Below are 19,227 nucleotides of genomic sequence, written 5' to 3'. Positions count from 1 at the left end.
GAATCTATAGGGGCTTGGGTGATACAACCAACGTTATAAAATCATTCATCTATTCGGAAAGCGCATGGATAACCGCCATCACCTGCCTTCGCTGCAAGCCCTGCAAGCCTTGGTCGAGGTTGCCGAGCGTGGCAGCTTCACTGCCGCGGCGGGGCGCTTGTGCCTGACCCAAAGTGCGGTCAGCCGCCAGATCCAGCAATTGGAAGGCCACTACGGTGTGCCGCTGCTGGTGCGCAACAGCCGCAACCTGCGGCTGACCCTTGAGGGCGAATGGGTGCTCGACAGCGCGCGTAGCGTGCTGGCGCAGTTGCAGCGCCTGGAGGATCGGCTGTCGCCGCACCAGCGGCCGTTCCGGATCCGCATGCATGTGTCATTGGCGGTGCGCTGGCTGCTGCCCAAGTTGAGTGATTTCTACCGCAGCCACCCGGATATCTCACTGGCCATCGAGACCGTGGCCACCGAGGTGGTCGAACCGGCCAGCGACAGTGACGCCTACATCCTCTACCTGCCCAAGCCCACCCACGATGGGGATTGCCTGGTGCTGTTCGAGGAAGCGCTGGTGCCGGTCTGCGCCCCTGGGCTTGGGCCGTTGGCGTCGGCGCAGGACCTGGCGCGCTTTGCCTTGCTGCACCGCTCGGCCGACCGCCAGGACTGGGCCACCTGGCTGGCGGCGCATGGCGGGCGGTCGCTGGCGGACTATCGCCATATTCCCTTCAACCTCGATGAACTGGCGCTGGATGCCGCTGCGCGCGGGCTTGGGGTGGCGATGACTGACCGCACACTGGCGGCCGAATCGGTGGAGCGCGGTGTGCTGGTAGTGCCCTTTGGCCAGGCCCTGGCCACGGGCGGGTGCTATGCGTTGTGCCTGCAACCGTCGGCCGCTGCCCATCCGGCGTTGGGGGTGGTGAGGCAGTGGTTTGGTAGCCAGGCGCACAATTCGTAAACTCTTGTCATGGCCCCAGTGGAACCTACAGCGGCGCAATGCGACGCAATAGGAAATTACATCGCTGCGGGGATACAACGTTGACTGTCAATCTGAACGCTCACTTAACTGCCCATACACCGAACCCGTCGCTGCTTGATAGCGCCGAGGTCGCGGCCCCATCCAGACCAAAGCGCGGGGTGGCGACAACTTCGGCGTTATGGCCACAACAGTCGGTCATAAAAATTTCCCTGCTGGGCATGACCCCCGAGCAAGAGGAGTTTACAAAAACCAACATCAATAAATGGGCACCCCACGTCAACCTGACTTTTGAGTTTACGGATGACTCCGACGGGGATATCCGGATTGCCGCAGACAATGATCTGTCGGGTGGGCATTCGTACCTGGGGATCCGATCGCTCAATGTACCGGCCTACAAGCCTACGACGGTCATTGGCTTCCAGGGAGGGCTCAATGCGTATAACGCCGGTACGATCCAGCATGAGTTCGGTCATGTTTTGGGGCTGCAACATGAACACCAGCACGAACACAATAATCTAGATATTAATTGGTCCGTAGTTAATAAAGCCTACATAGGTAAAGGTGGGGCGAAAGAGGTAAAGCACAACTTCAAGCCATTGGTTTCCAATGTGGTTTCGTCTGAGTACGATCGCAAATCCATCATGCATTATGGTTTTGCTTCATCCTGGCTCAATGATGGAAAAGCCATCAAGGACAACAACGAGCTATCTGAAGGCGACATCAACTTTGTCCGCTCGCTCTACCCACCTGTGGTCAAGAAAAAAACCGCCACGTCCAGTTGGTGGGACTATCGGCACCTGCACAAGGGTGCTTGAGAAGGCCCGGGGTGTTTTGATCATGAGTAGATTTCGTGATTGCCTAGAATAAAATGAGTTTGTCTCACTATTACGCGCTGCCGACAATGGCTCCCATACCAACACATTGGAGTTTATTGTCATGGCAGTCGCTCATTCCCTTGGATTTCCGCGCATTGGACGCGATCGTGAACTGAAAAAAGCGCAGGAAGCGTTTTGGAAGGGCGAACTGGACGAAGCCGGCCTGCGTGCGGTCGGCCGTGAGTTGCGCAAGACCCACTGGGATTTGCAGAAACAGGCTGGCATCGAGCTGTTGCCGGCGGGGGATTTTGCCTGGTACGACCAGGTGCTGACCCACTCGCTGATGTTCGGCGTGATCCCCGAGCGGTTCCGCCCGGCCGACGGCAAAGCCACGTTGCAGACCCTGTTCGGCATGGCCCGTGGTGTCAGCGACAGCTGCTGCGGCGGCGCCCACGCCCAGGAAATGACCAAGTGGTTCGACACCAACTACCACTACCTGGTGCCAGAATTGAGCGCTGACCAGCAGTTCCACCTGGGCTGGGATCAGTTGTTCGAAGAAGTCCAGGAAGCCTGCGACCTGGGGCACACCGTCAAGCCGGTGGTGATCGGGCCGTTGACTTACCTGTGGCTGGGCAAGGCCAAGGGCAGCGATTTCGACAAGCTTGATCTGCTCGACCGTCTGCTGCCGCTGTACGGCCAGATCTTCCAGCGCCTGGCGGACCTGGGCGTTGAATGGGTGCAGATCGACGAGCCGATCCTGGTACTGGATTTGCCCCAGGACTGGAAAAACGCGTTTGAGCGCGCCTACAACCTGATCCAGCGTGACCCCCTGAAAAAACTGGTGGCCACCTATTTTGGCGGCCTGGAAGAAAACCTCGGCCTGGCGGCCAACTTGCCGGTTGATGGCCTGCACATTGACCTGGTGCGTGCGCCGGAACAGTACCCGACCATTCTCGACCGCCTGCCGGCCTATAAAGTGTTGTCGTTAGGGGTGGTCAATGGGCGCAACGTCTGGCGCTGCGACCTGGAAAATGCCCTGGCCACCTTGCAGCACGCCCATGAACGCCTGGGTGAGCGCTTGTGGGTTGCGCCGTCTTGCTCGCTGCTGCACAGCCCGGTGGATCTGAGGCGTGAAGACAAGCTCGACGCCGAATTGAAAAACTGGCTGGCTTTCGCCGTGCAAAAATGTGCAGAAGTGGCCGTGCTGACCCAGGCCATCAACCAGCCAGAAGCGGCGAAGGTGGTTGCGGCCCTGGCCGAAAGCCGTGCCGTGCAGGCCGCCCGGGCGGCCTCGCCGAGGATCCACAAGCCGGCGGTCCAGGCCCGTGTTGCGGCCATCACTGCCAAGGACAGCCAGCGCCAGTCGCTGTTTACCCAGCGCATCGCCAAGCAGCGCGCCGGCCTCGACCTGCCGCTATTGCCGACCACCACCATTGGCTCGTTCCCGCAGACCGCGTCGATCCGCCTGGCGCGCCAGTCGTTCAAGGCCGGCAAGTTGAGCGAAGCCGAATACGTCGAGGCGATGCACAGCGAGATCAAGCACGCCGTAGAAGTGCAGGAGAACCTTGGCCTGGACGTGCTGGTGCACGGTGAGGCCGAGCGTAACGACATGGTCGAGTACTTTGCCGAACAGTTGGATGGCTATGTGTTCACCCGCTTTGGCTGGGTGCAGAGCTACGGTTCGCGCTGCGTGAAACCTGCGGTGATCTTCGGCGACCTGAGCCGCCCGAAAGCCATGACGGTGGAGTGGATCCGCTACGCCCAAGGCCTGACCGACAAGGTCATGAAGGGCATGCTGACCGGCCCGGTGACCATGTTGATGTGGTCCTTCCCCCGCGAAGACGTGAGCCGCGAAGTGCAGGCTCGGCAACTGGCCCTGGCGATCCGCGATGAAGTGCTGGACCTGGAAGCGGCGGGCATCAAGATCGTGCAGATCGATGAAGCGGCCTTTCGCGAAGGCTTGCCCCTGCGCCGGGCCCAGTGGCAACACTACCTGGACTGGGCCACCGAAGCCTTCCGCCTGTGTGCCTGCGGCGTGCGTGACGAAACCCAGATCCATACCCATATGTGCTACAGCGAATTCAACGATGTGATCGAGTCCATCGCGGCGATGGATGCCGATGTGATCACCATCGAGACCTCGCGTTCGGATATGGAACTGCTGGACGCGTTCGAAGCCTTCGCCTACCCCAATGATATCGGCCCGGGCGTCTATGACATCCACTCGCCACGGGTGCCCGACGCCTCGGAAATGGCCAACCTGCTGCGCAAGGCCGCCCGGCGCATCCCGGCCGAACGGCTGTGGGTCAACCCCGACTGCGGCCTGAAGACCCGCGGCTGGCCGGAAACTGAAGCGGCGTTGATCCACATGGTGGCGGCCGCCCGGCAATTGCGGGCTGAACTGGCGTAACTGCTGCTGACACAAATCCCATTGTGCAAGCGGGCTTATGTGGCGCGGCGCCGATCTTGTGCCCAGCCAACATCCCCTGTAGGAGCGGGCTTGCCCGCGATAGCGCCAGCCCAGCCAACATTTCTGACGGCTGATACACCGCCATCGCCGGCAAGCCAGCTCCCACCTTTGTTTTGTGCCCAGCCAACATCCCCTGTAGGAGCAGGCTTGCCCGCGATAGCGCCAGCCCAGCCAGCACTGCTGACAGCTGATACACCGCCATCGCCGGCAAGCCAGCTCCCACCTTTGTTTTGTGCCCAGCCAATATCCCCTGTAGGAGCGGGCTTGCCCGCGATAGCGCCAGCCCAGCCAACATTGCTGACAGCTGATACACCGCCATCGCCAGCAAGCCAGCCCCCACCTTTGTTTTGTGCCCAGCCAATATCCCCTGTAGGAGCGGGCTTGCCCGCGATAGCGCCAGCCCAGCCAACATTGCTGACAGCTGATACACCGCCATCGCCAGCAAGCCAGCCCCCACCTTTGTTTTGTGCCCAGCCAATATCCCCTGTAGGCGCGGGCTTGCCCGCGATAGTGCCAGCCCAGCCAACATTTCTGACAGCTGATACACCGCCATCGCCGGCAAGCCAGCTCCCACCTTTGTTTTGTGCCCAGCCAACATCCCCTGTAGGAGCGGGCTTGCCCGCGATAGCGCCAGCCCAGCCAACATTGCTGGCGGCTGACACACCGCCATCGCCGGCAAGCCAGCTCCCACCTTTGGTTTGTGCCCAGCCAACATCCCCTGTAGGAGCGGGCTTGCCCGCGATAGCGCCAGCCCAGTCAGCATTGCTGGCGGCTGACACACCGCCATCGCCGGCAAGCCAGCTCCCACCTTTGTTTTGTGCCCAGCCAACATCCCCTGTAGGAGCGGGCTTGCCCGCGATAGCGCCAGCCCAGTCCGCATTACTGGCGGCTGACACACCGCCATCGCCAGCAACCCCGCGCCCACGTGATCAGAGGTATTTAAGCCAGGCAATATCCCGCCGCCGCGCCTTCAGCCGGGCAAACCAGCGCACTGGCAGGTACAACGCCAGCGGCAGCAGCAACGCCACCAGCCACACCGGCCCCACGCTGTCGAACCCCAAATGCATGCCCTGGTTCAAGCCAAACAGCACCACGCCCAGCACGTACATCACCTTCAACACATACAAATGCAGCAAATAAAAGAACATCGGCGCCGCGCCGAACACCGACAGGGTGGCGATCCAGCGCCGTTGCCCGGCGCGTTCGAACGCCAGCAGCAACAGCAGCCCCACCCCCAATGTGAGCGCGAGGAATAGCAGGGAAGGCGGATATTTGGTGATGTTGAAGAAACTCATCAGCGTCTGCACGTGGCTGTCGTACACCTGCCAAGGCGCCTCACCGTAGCCATTGAGCGTGCGCAACGCCACAAAGCCCACCAGCGCGGCCACGCCTGTCAGTAACAGGTACCGCTGACGCCGCGCCGCTGTCATCGAGCCGGCAAACCACGGGCCGATGCCGTAACCCAGGGCAATCACCCCGATCCACGGCAACACCGGGTACGTCGTGCGCAGGCGCAGGGAGTCGCCGACCTCGATCCAACTGCGCTCATGCAGGATCGTCCAGGGAACGTGCCACGCCGACCCCGCTGCGACGTGCAGGCCATCGAGCAGGTTATGCCCGCCGATGATCAGCAGCGCCAGGCCGATCAGCAGCGGGCGCGGCAGCCACACCAGTGCGGCGAGGGCGATCATGCTCACGCCGATAGCCCAGATCACCTGCATGTAGATCACGCTGGGCGGCAGTTGGAAGGTCCAGGCGAAGTTCACCAGGGTAAATTCCAGCACCACCAGGAACAGCCCGCGCTTGAACAGAAACGCCGAGACATCGCCACGGCCCTGGTATTTCTCGCCGTACAGGAACGCCGACAAGCCCGTTAGCAACACAAACACCGGCGCGCACAAGTGGGCCAGGGTGCGGCTGAAAAACAGCGCAGGTTCCGTGCTGTCGATGTTCATCGGGTCGCTGACCTGGCGGTGCAGCAGGAACGTCTCGCGCACGTGGTCGAGCAACATGAACAGGATCACCAGGCCGCGCAGGGCGTCGATGGACAGCAGGCGTTGGCGTGAGCGAGGAACAGCGTCAGTCATGGGGCGAGGTCGTCAGCAGAAGAGGAGGGTGGTTATCTTATAACATTGGGCGGCAAGCGTGGATTTCCGAGTCGGAATCGGCTCATTCAGATGCTAGGGTAGGCCACAGACCTAACGACCCTGGAGTCACTTATGAGCGCCCCGATTGATTTCAAAACCGTCGTGCAATTCTGGACGGCGGCGGGCCCATCACGCTGGTTCAAGAAAGATCCACAGTTCGATGCCGAATTCGGTGCACGCTTCCATGAGGCCCACTTCCAGGCGGCCAGGGGTGAGCTGGAACACTGGCTGAGCGAAGCCGAAGGCGCGCTGGCGCTGCTGATCCTGCTCGATCAATACCCGCGCAATACCTTTCGCGGCACTGCCCATATGTTCGCTACCGATCCACTGGCCAGGGCCTACGCCGGGCATATGGTCGACGCGGGACTGGACCGCCAGATCGACCCGGCATTGCGCGCGTTCTGCTACTTGCCCTTTGAGCATTCCGAGCTACCCGAGGACCAGCAGCGCTCCCTGGCGCTGAACAAACAATTGGATGCCGACACCTATCACTGGGCCAAGGAGCATGCCGAGATCATCCAGCGATTCGGCCGCTTTCCCCATCGCAATGGGGCGTTGGGCCGGGTGACGACCGAGGAGGAGCAGGCGTTCCTTACGGGCGGTGGGTTTTCCGGCTAGGTGGTGGGAGCCTGCCGTATTCCGTCGAGGAATGCCCCTATAAAAAGGCTGCATTGTATTTATCGCCACACATCTCGTAGCGTGGCTGCTCACCCAAGGAGATGCCGCCGTGACGAACCTGCCGATGCGCTTGTATGTCGATGCCCAGTTCACCAGCCCGTATGCGATGTCGGTGTTTGTAACCCTGCGGGAAAAAGGCCTGCCGTTTGAGGTGCGCACCCTCGACCTGGACGCGTTGGAGCAGCAGGCGCCGGTGTTTGCCGGGCTGTCCGTGACGCAGCGTGTGCCGACCCTGGAGCAGGGCGGGTTTGCGTTGTCCGAGTCGTCGGCGATTACCGAGTACCTGGAGGATGTATTTGCACAGGTGCCGGTGTATCCGAGGGAACCGCGCCAACGCGCGCGGGCGCGGCAGATCCAGGCGTGGTTGCGCAGTGACTTGCTGCCGATCCGCCAGGAGCGCTCCACGCTGGTGGTGTTTTGCGCGGTCAAATATGGCCCGTTATCAACCCAGGCCCAGGTGGCGGCCGACAAACTGATTGCGGCGGCGCAGCAGTGGTTGGCCGAGGGCGATGACTATCTGTTTGGCCAATGGTCGATTGCCGATGTGGACCTGGCCGTGATGCTCAACCGGCTGATCCTCAACGGCGACCCGGTGCCCGCGCGGCTGGTGGCGTATGCCCAGCGGCAGTGGCAGCGGCCATCGGTGCAGGCCTGGGTCAACCAGGCACGTCCGTCGTTGTAGCGCCCAGCGGCCACTCCTGCGCGACCCGGCGGTCGAGGTCTTCCCAGTCCTCCATGCCAAGCACCCGGGTGGTGTTCAGGCCGCGCAGGTAACCGCGTAGTTGCTGGGCGGCGGCGCAGGCTTGGTCGGTAGCGGCAGCGGGGTCCTGCAGGACGTTTTCGTACTCGACCAAATAGTCGGCGACGCGCTCGCGAAACTCCGGCAGCACGGCGTTGCGGATGCGATCAAAAGTCTTCTGGTGGGGTTTCATGAATAGGTCCTTCTTATAGATTTTATTGGTGTCTGTGTCGCAACCGTCAGTTTGGCATGGCTTCGCGGCTGAAAGCCTCGACCGCAGCTACTAGCCCCTTGGCAGCCAAGGCCACCAGTTCGCCGCCTTTCTCCGGGGTTGCCAGGGCCGGGTCGGAACCCATCCGGCCATCCGGGTGGCGGGCGCGGAAGTCCTGGGCCTCGCGGATCGGGCCGGAGGACGCGATCTGCGGTGAATAGTCGGCGGTCTTGATTGAGTCCGGATAAGCCCACTGGGTAATCGCGATCTCGGAAGGGGTGGCATGGGTGCCATGCCCCGTCGGGAATTGCGCGCGCGCCAGTTCGCCAACGCCTTCCAGGTCCCACCAGTTGCACAGCTTCAAGGCGAAGCCGGCGGGGCGACGGGCGAAGCTGGCCTCGGCGTACAACTCGGAAAAGGCCGCTTCAATGGTGGCGATATTGCCGCCATGGCCATTGAGAAACAGGATCTTCTCAAAGCCATGGGCCGCCAGGGAACGGGTCCAGTCGCCAATCGCGGCGATAAACGTCGATGGGCGCAGGGAGATGGTGCCGGGGAACCCGAGGTGATGCTGGGCCATGCCGATATTGAAGGTCGGACCGACCAGGATATCAGCGTCTTTTTGCGCCTGATGGGCAATGATTTCCGGGCACATCCAATCGGTGCCCAACAGGCCGGTGGGGCCATGTTGTTCGTTGGAACCGATGGGAATCACCACGGTACGGCTGCGGTCGAGAAATTGGCCAATCTCGATCCACGTTGACTGGTGCAAAAGCATTTGAGGTTCTCTCTCTGGTCAGGCTCGGCCCTCCAGATACTACCTCAACCGGCGCTGGCGATCTGGCGCGGCTTGCAATTGAGGTAGGCCGAGGATTTCAACCAGCGCTGGTCGGGATACCAGGAGAACATGAACTGCCCATCCTTGAGCTTGTCCACCACCTGGCGCGCCACTTGCGGGCGCACGGCGGGGCAGCCCTGGCTGCGGCCGATGCGGCCTTCACGCTTGCTCCACAGGGGGCTGACGTAGTCGGCGGCATGGATCACGATCGCGCGGTCGCGGGCCTGGTCGTTGAAGCCGGGTTCCAGGCCATCCATGCGCAACGAATAGCCGTGGGTGCCCTGGTAGCTTTCCTGGGTACGGAACAGGCCCAGGCTGGATTGATGGCTGCCTTCGCTGTTGGAGAACTGGGTGGCGAAGTTTTCCCCGGATTTTTGCCCATGGGCCACCAGGTCGCGCAGCACCAGCTTTTTTTGCCGCAGATCGAAAATCCACAGGCGACGGGCGGTCGAAGGCTGCGAATAGTCAATCACGGCCAGGCGTTCGGAGCGTTCCTGGCCATTGTTGACAGCACACTGCATGGCGCTGAGGGCGCTTTTGAGGACTGCGGGATTGAGTTCTGGAGCCGAGCGCGCCAGGCTGCTATACAAGGTATGAGGTTTGGCATTCTCTGCGAAGGCACCCGTACAGAACGCGGCCAGGGCGACGGCGATCAGGCCGAGTCGGCAGTCAATATTGAGCATGTATATCGCATCCCCGCCGTAGATTGGAGCTAAGCCATTGTTCAAAAAACACGCATGTTACTTGAGCCTTTGCTTGCTCGTAGCACCATTGGTCGCCACGGCTGATGAAGTGCTGGTCGAGCCGTCAAACCCAGTACAGCTGGCACTTGGGCAGTTGTCGAGCGTTTGCCCCGGTTTGGCTGCGCAACTGGATGCACCTGCCGAGGCGCGGTTGCAGGCTTTTTACCAACAACAAGGCAATGTCGCCCTCTGGCCGGAGGACGGACGCCGAAAGGCGTTGCAGGATCAATTACTGTCGCTGGCCGACGACGGCCTCGACCCGGCGCACTACCGGCTGGCCGACGTGGCGGCCACCAGCAACGTATTGTGCAGCGACTTCGAAACCAGCCAGCACTACCTACAAGCCTTGCATGACTTGCACTATGGCCGTTTGCAGCAGGCCCATTACGAGCCGTTGTGGCATTCCCAGCCGCCGAGCGAAGACCCGGCCGTCGCCGTGCTGGCCCTGGCCACCGCCGGGCTCACCGACATGCCAGCCGCCTTCGACCAGGCCAGGCCCAGCGCAAAGCTGTACCGCAGCCTGCGCACGGCCTACGCCACACAGCGCCTGCAACCCTTGGCGCAATGGGGTGTGATTGCCGACGGCCCATTGCTGCGTCCCGGCGGCGAAGACTCACGGGTGCCGGCCCTCGCCCGACGCCTGGTCAGTGGCGGCCAGTTGGCGAGCGTGCCCAAGGGCAATCAATACGGCAATGAACTGGTGGAGGCGGTGAAGCGCTTCCAGGCCAGCCACTCGCTGCAAGCCGACGGGGTAATCGGCCCGGGCACGGTGGCCGAGCTCAACGTCAGCCCGGCGCTGCGCCGCGAGCAGTTGCGGGTCAATCTCGAACGCTTTCGCTGGCTGGCCCAGGACCTGGAACCGGACGGCATCCTGGTCAACGTCGCAGCCGCACAGTTGAGCGTCTACCAGGGCGGCGTGCCCGTGTGGCAGACCCGCTTGCAGGTCGGCCGCGCCGAGCGGCAAACGCCGTTGCTCAAGTCACGCATCACGCGCCTGACCCTCAACCCCACCTGGACGATCCCGCCGACCATCATGCGCGAGGACAAGTTGCCGGCAATTCGCCTGAACCCGGAGTACTTGCGCCAACAGAACCTCAAGGTGCTCGACAGTGAAGGCCGCGCGTTGTCGCCGGAGCAGGTGGACTGGTCGCACCCTGGCAACATCCTCCTGCGCCAGGACGCCGGCCCGCGCAACCCGCTGGGCAAGATCGTCATGCGCTTCCCCAACCCGTTCTCGGTGTACCTGCACGACACGCCCAGCCAGCCGCTGTTCAGCAAGGGACCACGGGCGTTCAGCTCGGGGTGTGTGCGGGTAGAGCAGCCGATGTTGCTGCGTGATTTGTTGGTGAACCCGGCGGAAAAGGCGCGGACCGAAGAGTTGCTGGCAACCGGGCTGACCCATGAGTTCCGCCTGGCGACGCCGGTGCCGGTGTTGCTGGGTTATTGGACAGTGCAGGTGGATAGCCAGGGCGCGTTGCTGTACGCGCCGGATATTTATGGCCGTGATGGCGTGCTGTTGAAGGCGTTGGGTGCTGTCCTGTAGGCGCTCCCACCTGAACGGGGATCTGTTCAATATGAGACCCCGTTGGCATCCTTGAAAAAATAACCATCAGGTAGTTCTTAAACCCTCAAGAAACTGACCAGACTTGCCGACGTGATGGGTATATACCCAGGAGCGTTCAATATGAGCAGTCAACGTTTGGCAGTCGGTATCAGCCTGTTTTTCGCGCTCGTCAGCGCCAGTGGCCAAGCAGCAACCACCGTGGCCCATGGCGTTATCCAGTTTCGCGGCAGTATCGTGGAGGCCACCTGCACCGCAGGGAGCGGGGCAGGGTCGACGTTGGCGCTGCGCGGTTGCCCGATGTTTGCACCCGGGGGCGACATCAGCGCCTCTGGCGTCGAGCCGGTGCGCACGGTCAGTGCGCTGGACCACTCAACCGTCAAGGTCAAGCTGGTGACCGAAACCAGCGGCGATGGTCGTTACTTCGATCGGCAATACAGCCTGAACGATGGGGCGGGCAAGCCGTTGCGCTCAGGGGCTTACCTGGTGACGCTGAATTACCCCTGACAGCACCTTCACAGGTGGGTCAGCGGCAAGCAAACGGTGAACGTGGTACCGCTGCCCACCTGTGAGCTGACGCCCACATCCCCACCATGGGCCTTGGCGATTTCCCGCACGATAAACAACCCCAGCCCCACGCTGCGTATGTCGCAGTCCTGGTCGGTGCCTCGGGTCATGGGCTCAAACAGCACCTGCATCAGCGCGTCGGCAATCACCGGCCCATGGTTGTGCACCGAGAGGCTGGCCCCGTCGTGGCCCAGTCGCGAGGTAATAGTGATCGGTTGTTGCAGGTCGCCATAGGCCACGCTGTTGGCCACCAGGTTGCCGATGATTTGCTGCACACGGTCGCCATCCAGGCAGGTATCGGCAGCGCCCACGGTGTGATGCACCAGGCACGCGCGGGGGAAGGCCACCCGCAGCTCATCCACTGCGCGCCGGGTCACGTCGTGCAGGTCCAGCGGGTTGGGGCTTACGCCGATGCCAACGCCGACCCGGGCCTGAGTGAAGTCCAACAGGTCGGCGATCATCCGCTGGGCGCGTTCCGATGACTGGCCGATATGGCCAATCAACTGGGTTTCCTTGGCGGTGCGCTCGCCCCGGGCGAGGAAGTCGGATGCCATCTTGATCGCGGTTAGCGGGTTTTTCAGGTCATGGCTGACGATGGCGACCATTTGCTCGGCAAACAGCGCCCGCCGCTGCGCCTTGATATAGGCCTGGTTGAGCTCGGCCTGGGCGTGCTGGAGGGCGGTTTCGGCAGCAGTCTTCTCCAGCAGCAGGGCTTCGGCCAACTTGCGGGCGTTGAGCAGCTCGCGTTCGTACTTGTCGCGGTCGGTGGTACCGAACAGCGCCAGTTCATGCTGCACACCGTTGGCGTATTCGCGCTTGATGGCGTTGAGCAAAATGGTCACGGTGTGGCCATCGCGATGGCGCAGGTCCAGTTTTACCTCGGTGATGCGGCCTTCCACCTGCATAAGCGGGGCAAGGTGGGTCTGGTAAAAAATCCGCCCGCCCATGGTCAGCAGGTCCTGGAAACGCCGGCCCTGCAGCTCGGTCGCCGGCATGCCCAGCCAGTCGCTGAAACACTGGTTTACCCGCAGCAGCGTGCCGTCTTCTGCGGTGACCGCCAGTGCACAGGCCGCACCGTCGAACAGCGCCTGGGGATCGGGCAACTGTTCACTCGCCATGGGCAACGGTCCATGGCAGCAGGAAGTGCTCCATCGCCGCCGCGCAAGCCGGTGCCGCGCTCATATGCGGGCAATGGCCCACATTGTCGATCAGGCGATAGGTGCTGTGGGGCAATACGCGGTGCAGGTACTCGCCCACGCAGACCGGGGCGATCAGGTCATCGCTCGATTGCAGGATCAATGTGGGGGTGGTGAGGCCGCCGATATCGGCGCGGTTGTCCGACAGGAACGTCACCCGCGCAAACTGCTTGGCAATCTCGGGCTCGGTGCGGCAAAAGCTGTTGGTCAGCTCTTCACTGAGTGCCGGTTGCCCCGGCGCGCCCATGATCACCGGGGCCATGGCGCTGGACCAACCCAGGTAGTTGCTGTCGAGGGTGTCAAGCAGCGACTGGATGTCTTCGGGCTTGAACCCGCCCACGTAGTCGTCGGTGTCGATATAGCAGGGCGAGGGGCCGATCATCACATGGGCGGCAATGCGCCCGGGCGCTGCGCGGTCGGCCAGGGTACCGATCATTGCGCTGACCGAATGGCCAACCAGAATCACCGGGCCACTGGCGAACGCATCGATAATCTCGTTCAGATCTGCGGCGTAACCGTCCAGGGCCGCATATTTTTCCTTGTGGTAGGCCGCCGGGTCAGACAGGCCGGCCCCTACCAGGTCATACACCACCACGCGAAAACGCTCGACGAAATGGGGCAGCAGGTAATTCCACATGGCTTGGTTGCAGCCAAAACCATGGGAAAACACCAGCGTCGAGGAACCATTGCCCATTATGTTGACGTTGTTGCGATGGCGAAGGTCCATGGGCGTGCTCGTAGTGGCGTGTTGCTATGAGGTTTTCGCGTCAGTTTAGAGAGTCCACCGCATGGGGTCACTAGATATAGCGCTGATAGGGTAAAGTCGGCGCTTTCAGGACGAAACGTCAGGTAACAAAGTATGGGGCGGTTTTTACGGCAATCGGCCTGGGGCCTGGTGCTCCTGCTGTTCAGCGCACTGGCCTTGGCGCAAACGGTGCCGCCGGCCTTGGTGAATGTGGCGCTGAACCAGCGCGTGATCGATCTGACCCACACCCTCGATACCGCGACGCAGCAGCGCCTGACCGCGCAGCTTGCTGATCTCGAACAGCGCAAGGGTGCGCAGATCGCCGTGATGCTGCTGCCCAGTACGGGCGACGTCGATATCCAGACGTTCAGCACCCAACTGTTGCGCGCCTGGAAATTGGGACGCAAGGGTATCGACGACGGCATCTTGCTGCTGGTGGCCAAGGACGATCGCAAGGCGCGGATCGAGGTCGGTTACGGCCTGGAAGGGCTGGTCACAGACCTGTTGAGCCATCGGATTATCGAGGAGCAACTGACCCCGGCGTTTCGCCAGGGCGATTACGCTGGCGGTGTGCAGCGCGCCGTGGACGCCCTGAGCGTGCTGGTCGAGGGCGGCGACTTGCCGGCAGTGGACCAGACCCTTGAAACAGTGGATGAAACTGCGGTGTTGCTGGCGCTGATTCTGGGGGCCATCGGCGGGGTGCTGCTGGCCTCGGGCAAGCTGCATTGGCGCCGTGGCCTGATTGCTGGCCTGGTGCTGACCGTGCTGCTGACGGCACTGGCCGCGATCAATGGCAAGGCCTGGCCGATCTATGTGCTGGCGCTGCCGTTTTGCATGTCGATCAGCGCAGCGATATTCGGCGCGTTGTGGCAGGCCAAGGCGGTGTTTTATTGCGTGTTGGCGCTGATGGCCTACAGCGTCGGCCTGGGGTTGGTGGATCACTACCTGACTGAAGTGTCCTTTATGAACTGGCTGGCATGGCCGCTGGCCGCGCTGGTGGTGCTGGGCCTGTACCTGGTCCTGCTAGCAGTGATGAGAGCCGCCTGGAACCACAGCCGCCTGGGGTTTTGCGTGCAGACGCTGATGGTGCTGGGGGTGTATGGCGCGGCGGGGTACTTGCTGGAGATTGGCCTTGATGGCTGGTTGTTCGCCTTGCCCATCAGCTCGTTCGCGGCGCTGTTCATTTACGGTCAGGGCACGGGCGGGTCGAGCTCCGGTTCCAGCGACCGTTCAAGCTCCAGCTCCAGTTCCAGTTCCAGCTCCGGTGGCGGGTTTTCCGGTGGCGGCGGCTCCAGCGGCGGCGGCGGGGCCTCGGGGAGTTGGTGAAGCCCGCTGCCGGGTCAGAGCGTCATCACCATCTCATGCCAGGCCATCCCGCCGTGGTCTGACGCCGAGGGCTGCACATACTGGTAACCCATGCGCGTGTACAACGGCACATGCTGCTCCTTGCACATCAGGTGGATGGTCTGCTTGCCCATCCCGCGCATGCGCTGCACAAAGGCCTGCATCAGCTGCGTGGAATACCCCTTGCCCTGGTGCGCCGGGTCGATCACCACCGACATGATCACGACATTCGGCGCATCCGCCGAGTGCCCCACCAACTCCTTGAAGGCCTCATCCGACATCACCACATCATAGGCGCACCCGCCGTTGATAAAGCCCACTACTTGACCGTCCACTTCCAGAGTGAGGAAGCCCTGCGGGTACAGGGCGATACGCGTGGCGATCTTCTCCAGGGTCGCGGCTTCATCACCTTCGTAGGCGCCGATTTCGATCTCGTAGCAGCGGGCGGCGTCTGCCGGGGTGGCGTTGCGTAGGGTGAGGGCGGGCATGGCGGTTCCTGGGTTGGGCGAAGGGCTGCATGATAGCGGGGTCGGTGCGCTGGCGAAAATCCCACTGGCAGGGTTATTCCCGGAGCTTCTCCATCCGAATATCCCCCTGTGGCAATTGCTCCACCACGACCCACCCCAGGCGCTGGTAAAACCCGTTGGCGCGGCTCGCTTCGGCGGTTTCCAGCCAGATCTGTTGATGGTGCTGGAACAACAAGGCTTCGGCCTGCTCCATCAACCTGCGGCCCAGTCCGTGGCCTTCGAATTCGGGGCGGATGAAGGCGGCAAATACGCAGCCTTCTTCTATATCGGCCATGGAAAAACCGGCCGCCACACCCTCCACCTCGGCGATCCATACGCAGGGCGCTAGTTGCATGGCTTGCTGGATGGCGTGCGGGGTGATGCCCATTTGCGCCAATTGGTCATGGGACAGGTGGTTTTCCCTGACGCTGGTGCGAATGTCGAAGATGACGTTGATGTCTGCCGGGGTGGCGACTCTGATCTGACTGTTCATACAGTTCTCGCGGTTTTCCATGAATTCAACCTCGTAGATCCCCCGTGCCGCCAGGGCGCTAAAGGGGCGTGCGAGCGGCCGTACGTCAGTCAGTTCCCAGGCGAACCAGCCTTCTTCGAAATAGCTGGCGCAGGCTGCTGGCACGTCCTCTGGGGCAAACGCACGCACTGCCTTTACGCGTACGATGGCGACGGCCACACCGGCTTCGTCTTCATCGCCATCGGTATGCAGGAAGCGCCCGTTCTCGACAATCAGCAGGTCCTGGGACGGCTCCAGCTGGGGCTGCCAGCGGCGGATTTCCAAAGTTTTTTCGCCTGCGGCGATCCGGCTGCCGCTGGGGCGCACGATGGAGAGGGCTTTGATGGTGCTGCTCCTACAGGGGTGGGCTGTATTTAACGGCTGCCGCTGCCCGCGATGGCACGTTCAGGCTTCTCAACAACCCCGACACATGGATGCGCACAGTAAACGGCGAAATATCCAGGGCCTTGGCGATTTCCTTGTTGGTCTTGCCTTGGGCGATCAGCCGCAATACCTCCTGCTGGCGTGCAGTCAGGGTGTTGGTGTCCAGGGGCAACAGCCCGGAGGGGGCGAATTTGACCAGCACCTCGCCCTGGCGGATGGCGAGCAGGGCCTGGCCGATTTCTTCGGGGGCGATGTTTTTGCCGATAAAACCGTCGGCCCCCAGCGCCATCACCTGTTCGATCAACAACGGGTCATCGACCATCGACACCACGATCAATGTGGTGCGCCGCAGTTGCTGGCGCAGTTCGCCCAACTGGCTGATGCAGGTCAGGCCGGGGAAGCGCAAATCAAGGATCAGGGTGTCGACTTCGCTGCCGCTCTTGAGCATCTGCAGCACGGTGTCCAGGTCGCCGGCCTGTTCCACGCAGGCCTCGGGCAGCAGGCGTTGCACGGTGCGCAGCATGCCTTCGCGAAACATTGGATGGTCGTCGGCGATGATGATCCGGCATGTCATGGGGTGCTCCTCCCTGGGGCCAGGTTGTCCTGTGGCGTGCTACTTTACCACTCTGTTCACCGCCTGCCTGCCGGGTACACAGATAAGACGATGACCGTACAAGGACGTTGCCCATGAAGTTCGTGAAAGACGCCGAACTGGACCAAGCCAACCTGCGTATTGTGGTGGCCGCCTGCGCCATTGTGTACATCGGCCTGCTGGGCTTTTTGCCGGGGCAGTCGATGGAGCGCTATGTGCCGGTGATTATCTACATCTGCGGGTTCCTGCTGGTCTCGATTGCGCTGCGCCAGGTGATTGCACGCTGGCCCGGGCATTATCCGGCGCGGCGGGTCTTCGGGATGATCCACGACTACACCGGCACCTCGTTCGGCCTGGTGGTGGGCGGTGAGGCGGCGTTGCCGCTGTATGCGGTGATGGTCTGGGTCAACCTCGGCAACGGCATGCGCTACGGTTCGCGCTACCTGGCGATTGCCACGGGCCTGGCGTTGCTGGCGCTGCTGATTGTGTATCGGCTGACCCCGCTGTGGCAGGCGCAGCCCTTTATGGTGCTGATGCTGATGATCACCAGCACGGTGATCCCGGTCTACGCCCACCTGCTGCTGGAGCGCACGCGCAAGGCGTCCGAAGAAGCCATCGCCGCCAACCTGGAAAAATCGCGCTTCCTCGCCCAGGCCAGCCATGATCTGCGCCAGCCCATCCACTCCATCGGCCTGTTTACCGCCTGCCTGCGTGAAGCGCGCTTGGGCGATGAAGAACGGCGGCTGGTGGACAATATCGACCGTTCGCTGCTGAACGTGTCGCAATTGTTCCGCTCCATTCTCGACCTCTACACCTTGGACAACGGCCGGCTGCTGCCCAAATACCAGGTGGTGCACCTCGGTGAGTGGCTGGCCGACCTGCTGCGGCAAAACGCTGAAGCCGCCCGCTGGGCCGGGGTAGAACTGCGCCTGCGCCCCTGCGCCCACTGGGTGCGGGTGGATCCTGCGCTGTTGGCAACCATGGTGCAGAACGTGCTCTCCAACTGTTTCAAATACGGCGGCCAGCGCCCGGTGCTGATCGGCGTGCGCCAGCGTGGCGGCGAGGTGATGGTGGAAATTCACGACCAGGGGCGGGGGATTGCCGAGGAACATCTGCCCCGGGTGTTCGAGGAGTTCTATCGTGTGCGCCAGTTGCGCGACAAAGACGTTGAAGGCGTCGGCCTGGGCTTGTCCATCGTCAAGCGCCTGGGGCTGTTGATGGGCATGGACGTGGCGCTGCGCTCACGGGTGGGCCGGGGCACTTCGGTCAGCTTGCGCGGCTTGCCCCTGGCGACCGCGACCCATCAACCGGTGGTGCGTGACGATGCGCGCCAGGCAGGGCTGCTGACCGGTTTGAAGGTGTGCCTGGTGGAAGATGACCACAACGTGCTGCTGGCCACCCAGGCGTTGCTGGAGCGTTGGGGCTGTGAGGTGCAGGCCGAATCGAGCGGGCATAACCTGGTCAGCGATTGCGACATCATCGTCGCCGACTATGACCTGGGCAACCACGCCACCGGCATCGAGTGCATCGACCACCTGCGCGCACAGCGCGGGGTGGCGGTGCCGGCGTTGATTCTGACCGGGCATGACGTGGAGAAGATCCAGGCGGCGCTGCACGACCGGCAGATCGCCATTTTGTCCAAGCCAGTGCGCCCCGCTGAACTACGGGGCACCCTGCGCGACCTCAGCCAGGGTTAGTTAAACGGCGTCAACGCGTTACCCCGGGCACCCTTGGGTTGGCAGTAGGCAGCGGGTTTCATCAGGCCGAAGCTGGCCACGGCAAACATCCCGCCGCTGGCACCGCTGGGCACGGAGCAGTTGTAGTCACCGGAAGCGGTGCTGGCGATGTAATAGGTGGTCATGGAGTCGCTGCGTACGTTGGAAACACGCTTGACCGGCTCGCCGAGGTTGGTTTCCGAGAGGGTCTTGAGATGATCTTCGGTGGGTTTGATATTGCTGCAACCGGCAACACCGATCATCAGGGCACCCAGCAGCGCCAGGCGGGTAACAGGGGAGTGCAGTTTCATGGTGTGTCTTCCTTGGGGTTGTTTTGGTGTTTTCAACGCACAACGATCCCTTGCACGGCGGGTTCGACGTGCTGGCGGGGAGCGTTGGGGGTGCCGGCGAATATAGCGCCGGGTGCCTGCGGGGTCGATTAGCACAAGTGTGCTAATGGCACCTTGAGGTCACGGCAAACACAGTTAATTCAGGGAGATT

The 19,227-nt window shown here is 62.3% G+C and carries 19 protein-coding genes and 1 pseudogene; 9 read left to right on the top strand and 11 right to left on the bottom strand.

The window, feature by feature from the left end:
- The first annotated feature begins 64 nt into the window (after positions 1–64).
- From ACSSVH_RS15505 to metE, 3 genes are all read left to right on the top strand, one after another.
- A complete protein-coding gene (locus ACSSVH_RS15505; RefSeq protein ID WP_169957096.1) occupies positions 65–943 on the top strand; it encodes a LysR substrate-binding domain-containing protein in 879 nt (292 codons plus the stop codon).
- Between the two features lie 80 nt (positions 944–1,023).
- Positions 1,024–1,779: a M12 family metallopeptidase gene (locus ACSSVH_RS15500; RefSeq protein WP_492633421.1), complete on the top strand. Its 756-nt coding sequence runs from the start codon at positions 1,024–1,026 to the stop codon at positions 1,777–1,779.
- A gap of 121 nt (positions 1,780–1,900) precedes the next feature.
- Positions 1,901–4,189, top strand: a complete 2,289-nt coding sequence (metE, locus tag ACSSVH_RS15495) for a 5-methyltetrahydropteroyltriglutamate--homocysteine S-methyltransferase (protein ID WP_492633420.1) — start codon at positions 1,901–1,903, stop codon at positions 4,187–4,189.
- A 989-nt stretch (positions 4,190–5,178) separates the two neighbouring features.
- Here the strand turns inward: metE and ACSSVH_RS15490 are convergent.
- Positions 5,179–6,336, bottom strand: coding sequence for an acetyltransferase domain-containing protein (locus tag ACSSVH_RS15490; RefSeq protein ID WP_492633419.1), 1,158 nt, complete (start codon positions 6,334–6,336; stop codon positions 5,179–5,181).
- A 132-nt stretch (positions 6,337–6,468) separates the two neighbouring features.
- Here ACSSVH_RS15490 and ACSSVH_RS15485 point away from each other — a divergent pair, with 132 nt between their 5' ends.
- The gene (locus tag ACSSVH_RS15485) at positions 6,469–7,014 is read left to right on the top strand and encodes a DUF924 family protein (protein WP_492633418.1); all 546 of its coding nucleotides are present in this window, start codon (positions 6,469–6,471) and stop codon (positions 7,012–7,014) included.
- A 124-nt stretch (positions 7,015–7,138) separates the two neighbouring features.
- Entirely contained in the window at positions 7,139–7,756 is a 618-nt protein-coding gene (gene yfcF, locus ACSSVH_RS15480; RefSeq protein WP_178123881.1) for a glutathione transferase, read from the top strand.
- Here the strand turns inward: yfcF and ACSSVH_RS15475 are convergent.
- The 3 genes from ACSSVH_RS15475 to ACSSVH_RS15465 are packed head-to-tail and all read right to left on the bottom strand — an operon-like array spanning position 7,731 to position 9,545.
- A complete protein-coding gene (locus ACSSVH_RS15475) occupies positions 7,731–8,006 on the bottom strand; it encodes a hypothetical protein (RefSeq protein ID WP_172311797.1) in 276 nt (91 codons plus the stop codon). The genes yfcF and ACSSVH_RS15475 overlap by 26 nt on opposite strands.
- Before the next feature lie 46 nt (positions 8,007–8,052).
- Positions 8,053–8,802, bottom strand: a complete 750-nt coding sequence (locus ACSSVH_RS15470; RefSeq protein ID WP_492633417.1) for a creatininase family protein — start codon at positions 8,800–8,802, stop codon at positions 8,053–8,055.
- Between the two features lie 44 nt (positions 8,803–8,846).
- Complete coding sequence (locus tag ACSSVH_RS15465; RefSeq protein WP_169957108.1) at positions 8,847–9,545, bottom strand: murein L,D-transpeptidase catalytic domain family protein; 699 nt, start codon at positions 9,543–9,545, stop codon at positions 8,847–8,849.
- A gap of 37 nt (positions 9,546–9,582) precedes the next feature.
- Between ACSSVH_RS15465 and ACSSVH_RS15460 the strand changes: the two genes are divergently transcribed.
- Positions 9,583–11,148 carry a L,D-transpeptidase family protein gene (locus ACSSVH_RS15460; protein ID WP_492633416.1) on the top strand — a complete coding sequence of 522 codons (1,566 nt, stop codon included), beginning with the start codon at positions 9,583–9,585 and terminating at the stop codon, positions 11,146–11,148.
- 141 nt (positions 11,149–11,289) lie between these two features.
- Complete coding sequence (locus ACSSVH_RS15455; RefSeq protein ID WP_169957110.1) at positions 11,290–11,673, top strand: type 1 fimbrial protein; 384 nt, start codon at positions 11,290–11,292, stop codon at positions 11,671–11,673.
- A gap of 8 nt (positions 11,674–11,681) precedes the next feature.
- Here the strand turns inward: ACSSVH_RS15455 and ACSSVH_RS15450 are convergent, their stop codons facing one another.
- Positions 11,682–12,851 (bottom strand): PAS domain-containing sensor histidine kinase, encoded by a 1,170-nt coding sequence (locus ACSSVH_RS15450; RefSeq protein ID WP_169957112.1) that lies wholly within the window; start codon positions 12,849–12,851, stop codon positions 11,682–11,684.
- Positions 12,841–13,656: an alpha/beta fold hydrolase gene (locus tag ACSSVH_RS15445; protein WP_169957113.1), complete on the bottom strand. Its 816-nt coding sequence runs from the start codon at positions 13,654–13,656 to the stop codon at positions 12,841–12,843. The genes ACSSVH_RS15450 and ACSSVH_RS15445 overlap by 11 nt, the downstream gene beginning before the upstream one ends.
- Before the next feature lie 132 nt (positions 13,657–13,788).
- Here ACSSVH_RS15445 and ACSSVH_RS15440 point away from each other — a divergent pair, with 132 nt between their 5' ends.
- On the top strand, positions 13,789–15,000 hold the full coding sequence (locus tag ACSSVH_RS15440) for a TPM domain-containing protein (protein WP_492633415.1): 1,212 nt from the start codon (positions 13,789–13,791) through the stop codon (positions 14,998–15,000).
- 14 nt (positions 15,001–15,014) lie between these two features.
- Here ACSSVH_RS15440 and ACSSVH_RS15435 read toward each other — a convergent pair whose 3' ends face one another.
- From ACSSVH_RS15435 to ACSSVH_RS15420, 4 genes and pseudogenes are all read right to left on the bottom strand, one after another.
- Positions 15,015–15,506, bottom strand: coding sequence for a GNAT family N-acetyltransferase (locus ACSSVH_RS15435; protein ID WP_169957116.1), 492 nt, complete (start codon positions 15,504–15,506; stop codon positions 15,015–15,017).
- A gap of 73 nt (positions 15,507–15,579) precedes the next feature.
- Positions 15,580–16,017: a GNAT family N-acetyltransferase gene (locus ACSSVH_RS15430; protein WP_492634720.1), complete on the bottom strand. Its 438-nt coding sequence runs from the start codon at positions 16,015–16,017 to the stop codon at positions 15,580–15,582.
- Positions 16,018–16,092: 75 nt separating this feature from the next.
- Positions 16,093–16,362: pseudogene (locus ACSSVH_RS15425) on the bottom strand (ASCH domain-containing protein); the annotation flags it as partial.
- 28 nt (positions 16,363–16,390) lie between these two features.
- On the bottom strand, positions 16,391–16,993 hold the full coding sequence (locus ACSSVH_RS15420; RefSeq protein WP_169957117.1) for a LuxR C-terminal-related transcriptional regulator: 603 nt from the start codon (positions 16,991–16,993) through the stop codon (positions 16,391–16,393).
- Between the two features lie 113 nt (positions 16,994–17,106).
- Here ACSSVH_RS15420 and ACSSVH_RS15415 point away from each other — a divergent pair, with 113 nt between their 5' ends.
- Positions 17,107–18,708 (top strand): ATP-binding response regulator, encoded by a 1,602-nt coding sequence (locus tag ACSSVH_RS15415; protein ID WP_492633414.1) that lies wholly within the window; start codon positions 17,107–17,109, stop codon positions 18,706–18,708.
- Here the strand turns inward: ACSSVH_RS15415 and ACSSVH_RS15410 are convergent.
- Entirely contained in the window at positions 18,705–19,037 is a 333-nt protein-coding gene (locus ACSSVH_RS15410) for a hypothetical protein (protein ID WP_169957120.1), read from the bottom strand. The two genes, ACSSVH_RS15415 and ACSSVH_RS15410, sit on opposite strands and share 4 nt — an antisense overlap.
- Between the last annotated feature and the right edge of the window lie 190 nt (positions 19,038–19,227).

The sequence above is a fragment of the Pseudomonas sp. HC1(2025) genome, assembly GCF_058742075.1.
This window is presented reverse-complemented; position numbering and strand designations above follow the sequence as displayed.

What these genes read in the sequence shown, in the direction of transcription:
- ACSSVH_RS15505 (WP_169957096.1), top strand. Translation starts at nt 65, where the DNA reads ATGGATAACCGCCATCACCTGCCTTCGCTGCAAGCCCTGCAAGCCTTG.
- ACSSVH_RS15440 (WP_492633415.1), top strand. Translation starts at nt 13,789, where the DNA reads ATGGGGCGGTTTTTACGGCAATCGGCCTGGGGCCTGGTGCTCCTGCTG.
- ACSSVH_RS15470 (WP_492633417.1), bottom strand. Translation starts at nt 8,802, where the DNA reads ATGCTTTTGCACCAGTCAACGTGGATCGAGATTGGCCAATTTCTCGAC.
- ACSSVH_RS15465 (WP_169957108.1), bottom strand. Translation starts at nt 9,545, where the DNA reads ATGCTCAATATTGACTGCCGACTCGGCCTGATCGCCGTCGCCCTGGCC.
- ACSSVH_RS15415 (WP_492633414.1), top strand. Translation starts at nt 17,107, where the DNA reads ATGAAGTTCGTGAAAGACGCCGAACTGGACCAAGCCAACCTGCGTATT.
- ACSSVH_RS15410 (WP_169957120.1), bottom strand. Translation starts at nt 19,037, where the DNA reads ATGAAACTGCACTCCCCTGTTACCCGCCTGGCGCTGCTGGGTGCCCTG.
- ACSSVH_RS15455 (WP_169957110.1), top strand. Translation starts at nt 11,290, where the DNA reads ATGAGCAGTCAACGTTTGGCAGTCGGTATCAGCCTGTTTTTCGCGCTC.
- ACSSVH_RS15430 (WP_492634720.1), bottom strand. Translation starts at nt 16,017, where the DNA reads ATGAACAGTCAGATCAGAGTCGCCACCCCGGCAGACATCAACGTCATC.
- ACSSVH_RS15435 (WP_169957116.1), bottom strand. Translation starts at nt 15,506, where the DNA reads ATGCCCGCCCTCACCCTACGCAACGCCACCCCGGCAGACGCCGCCCGC.
- ACSSVH_RS15475 (WP_172311797.1), bottom strand. Translation starts at nt 8,006, where the DNA reads ATGAAACCCCACCAGAAGACTTTTGATCGCATCCGCAACGCCGTGCTG.
- ACSSVH_RS15490 (WP_492633419.1), bottom strand. Translation starts at nt 6,336, where the DNA reads ATGACTGACGCTGTTCCTCGCTCACGCCAACGCCTGCTGTCCATCGAC.
- ACSSVH_RS15485 (WP_492633418.1), top strand. Translation starts at nt 6,469, where the DNA reads ATGAGCGCCCCGATTGATTTCAAAACCGTCGTGCAATTCTGGACGGCG.
- yfcF (WP_178123881.1), top strand. Translation starts at nt 7,139, where the DNA reads ATGCGCTTGTATGTCGATGCCCAGTTCACCAGCCCGTATGCGATGTCG.
- ACSSVH_RS15420 (WP_169957117.1), bottom strand. Translation starts at nt 16,993, where the DNA reads ATGACATGCCGGATCATCATCGCCGACGACCATCCAATGTTTCGCGAA.
- metE (WP_492633420.1), top strand. Translation starts at nt 1,901, where the DNA reads ATGGCAGTCGCTCATTCCCTTGGATTTCCGCGCATTGGACGCGATCGT.
- ACSSVH_RS15450 (WP_169957112.1), bottom strand. Translation starts at nt 12,851, where the DNA reads ATGGCGAGTGAACAGTTGCCCGATCCCCAGGCGCTGTTCGACGGTGCG.
- ACSSVH_RS15445 (WP_169957113.1), bottom strand. Translation starts at nt 13,656, where the DNA reads ATGGACCTTCGCCATCGCAACAACGTCAACATAATGGGCAATGGTTCC.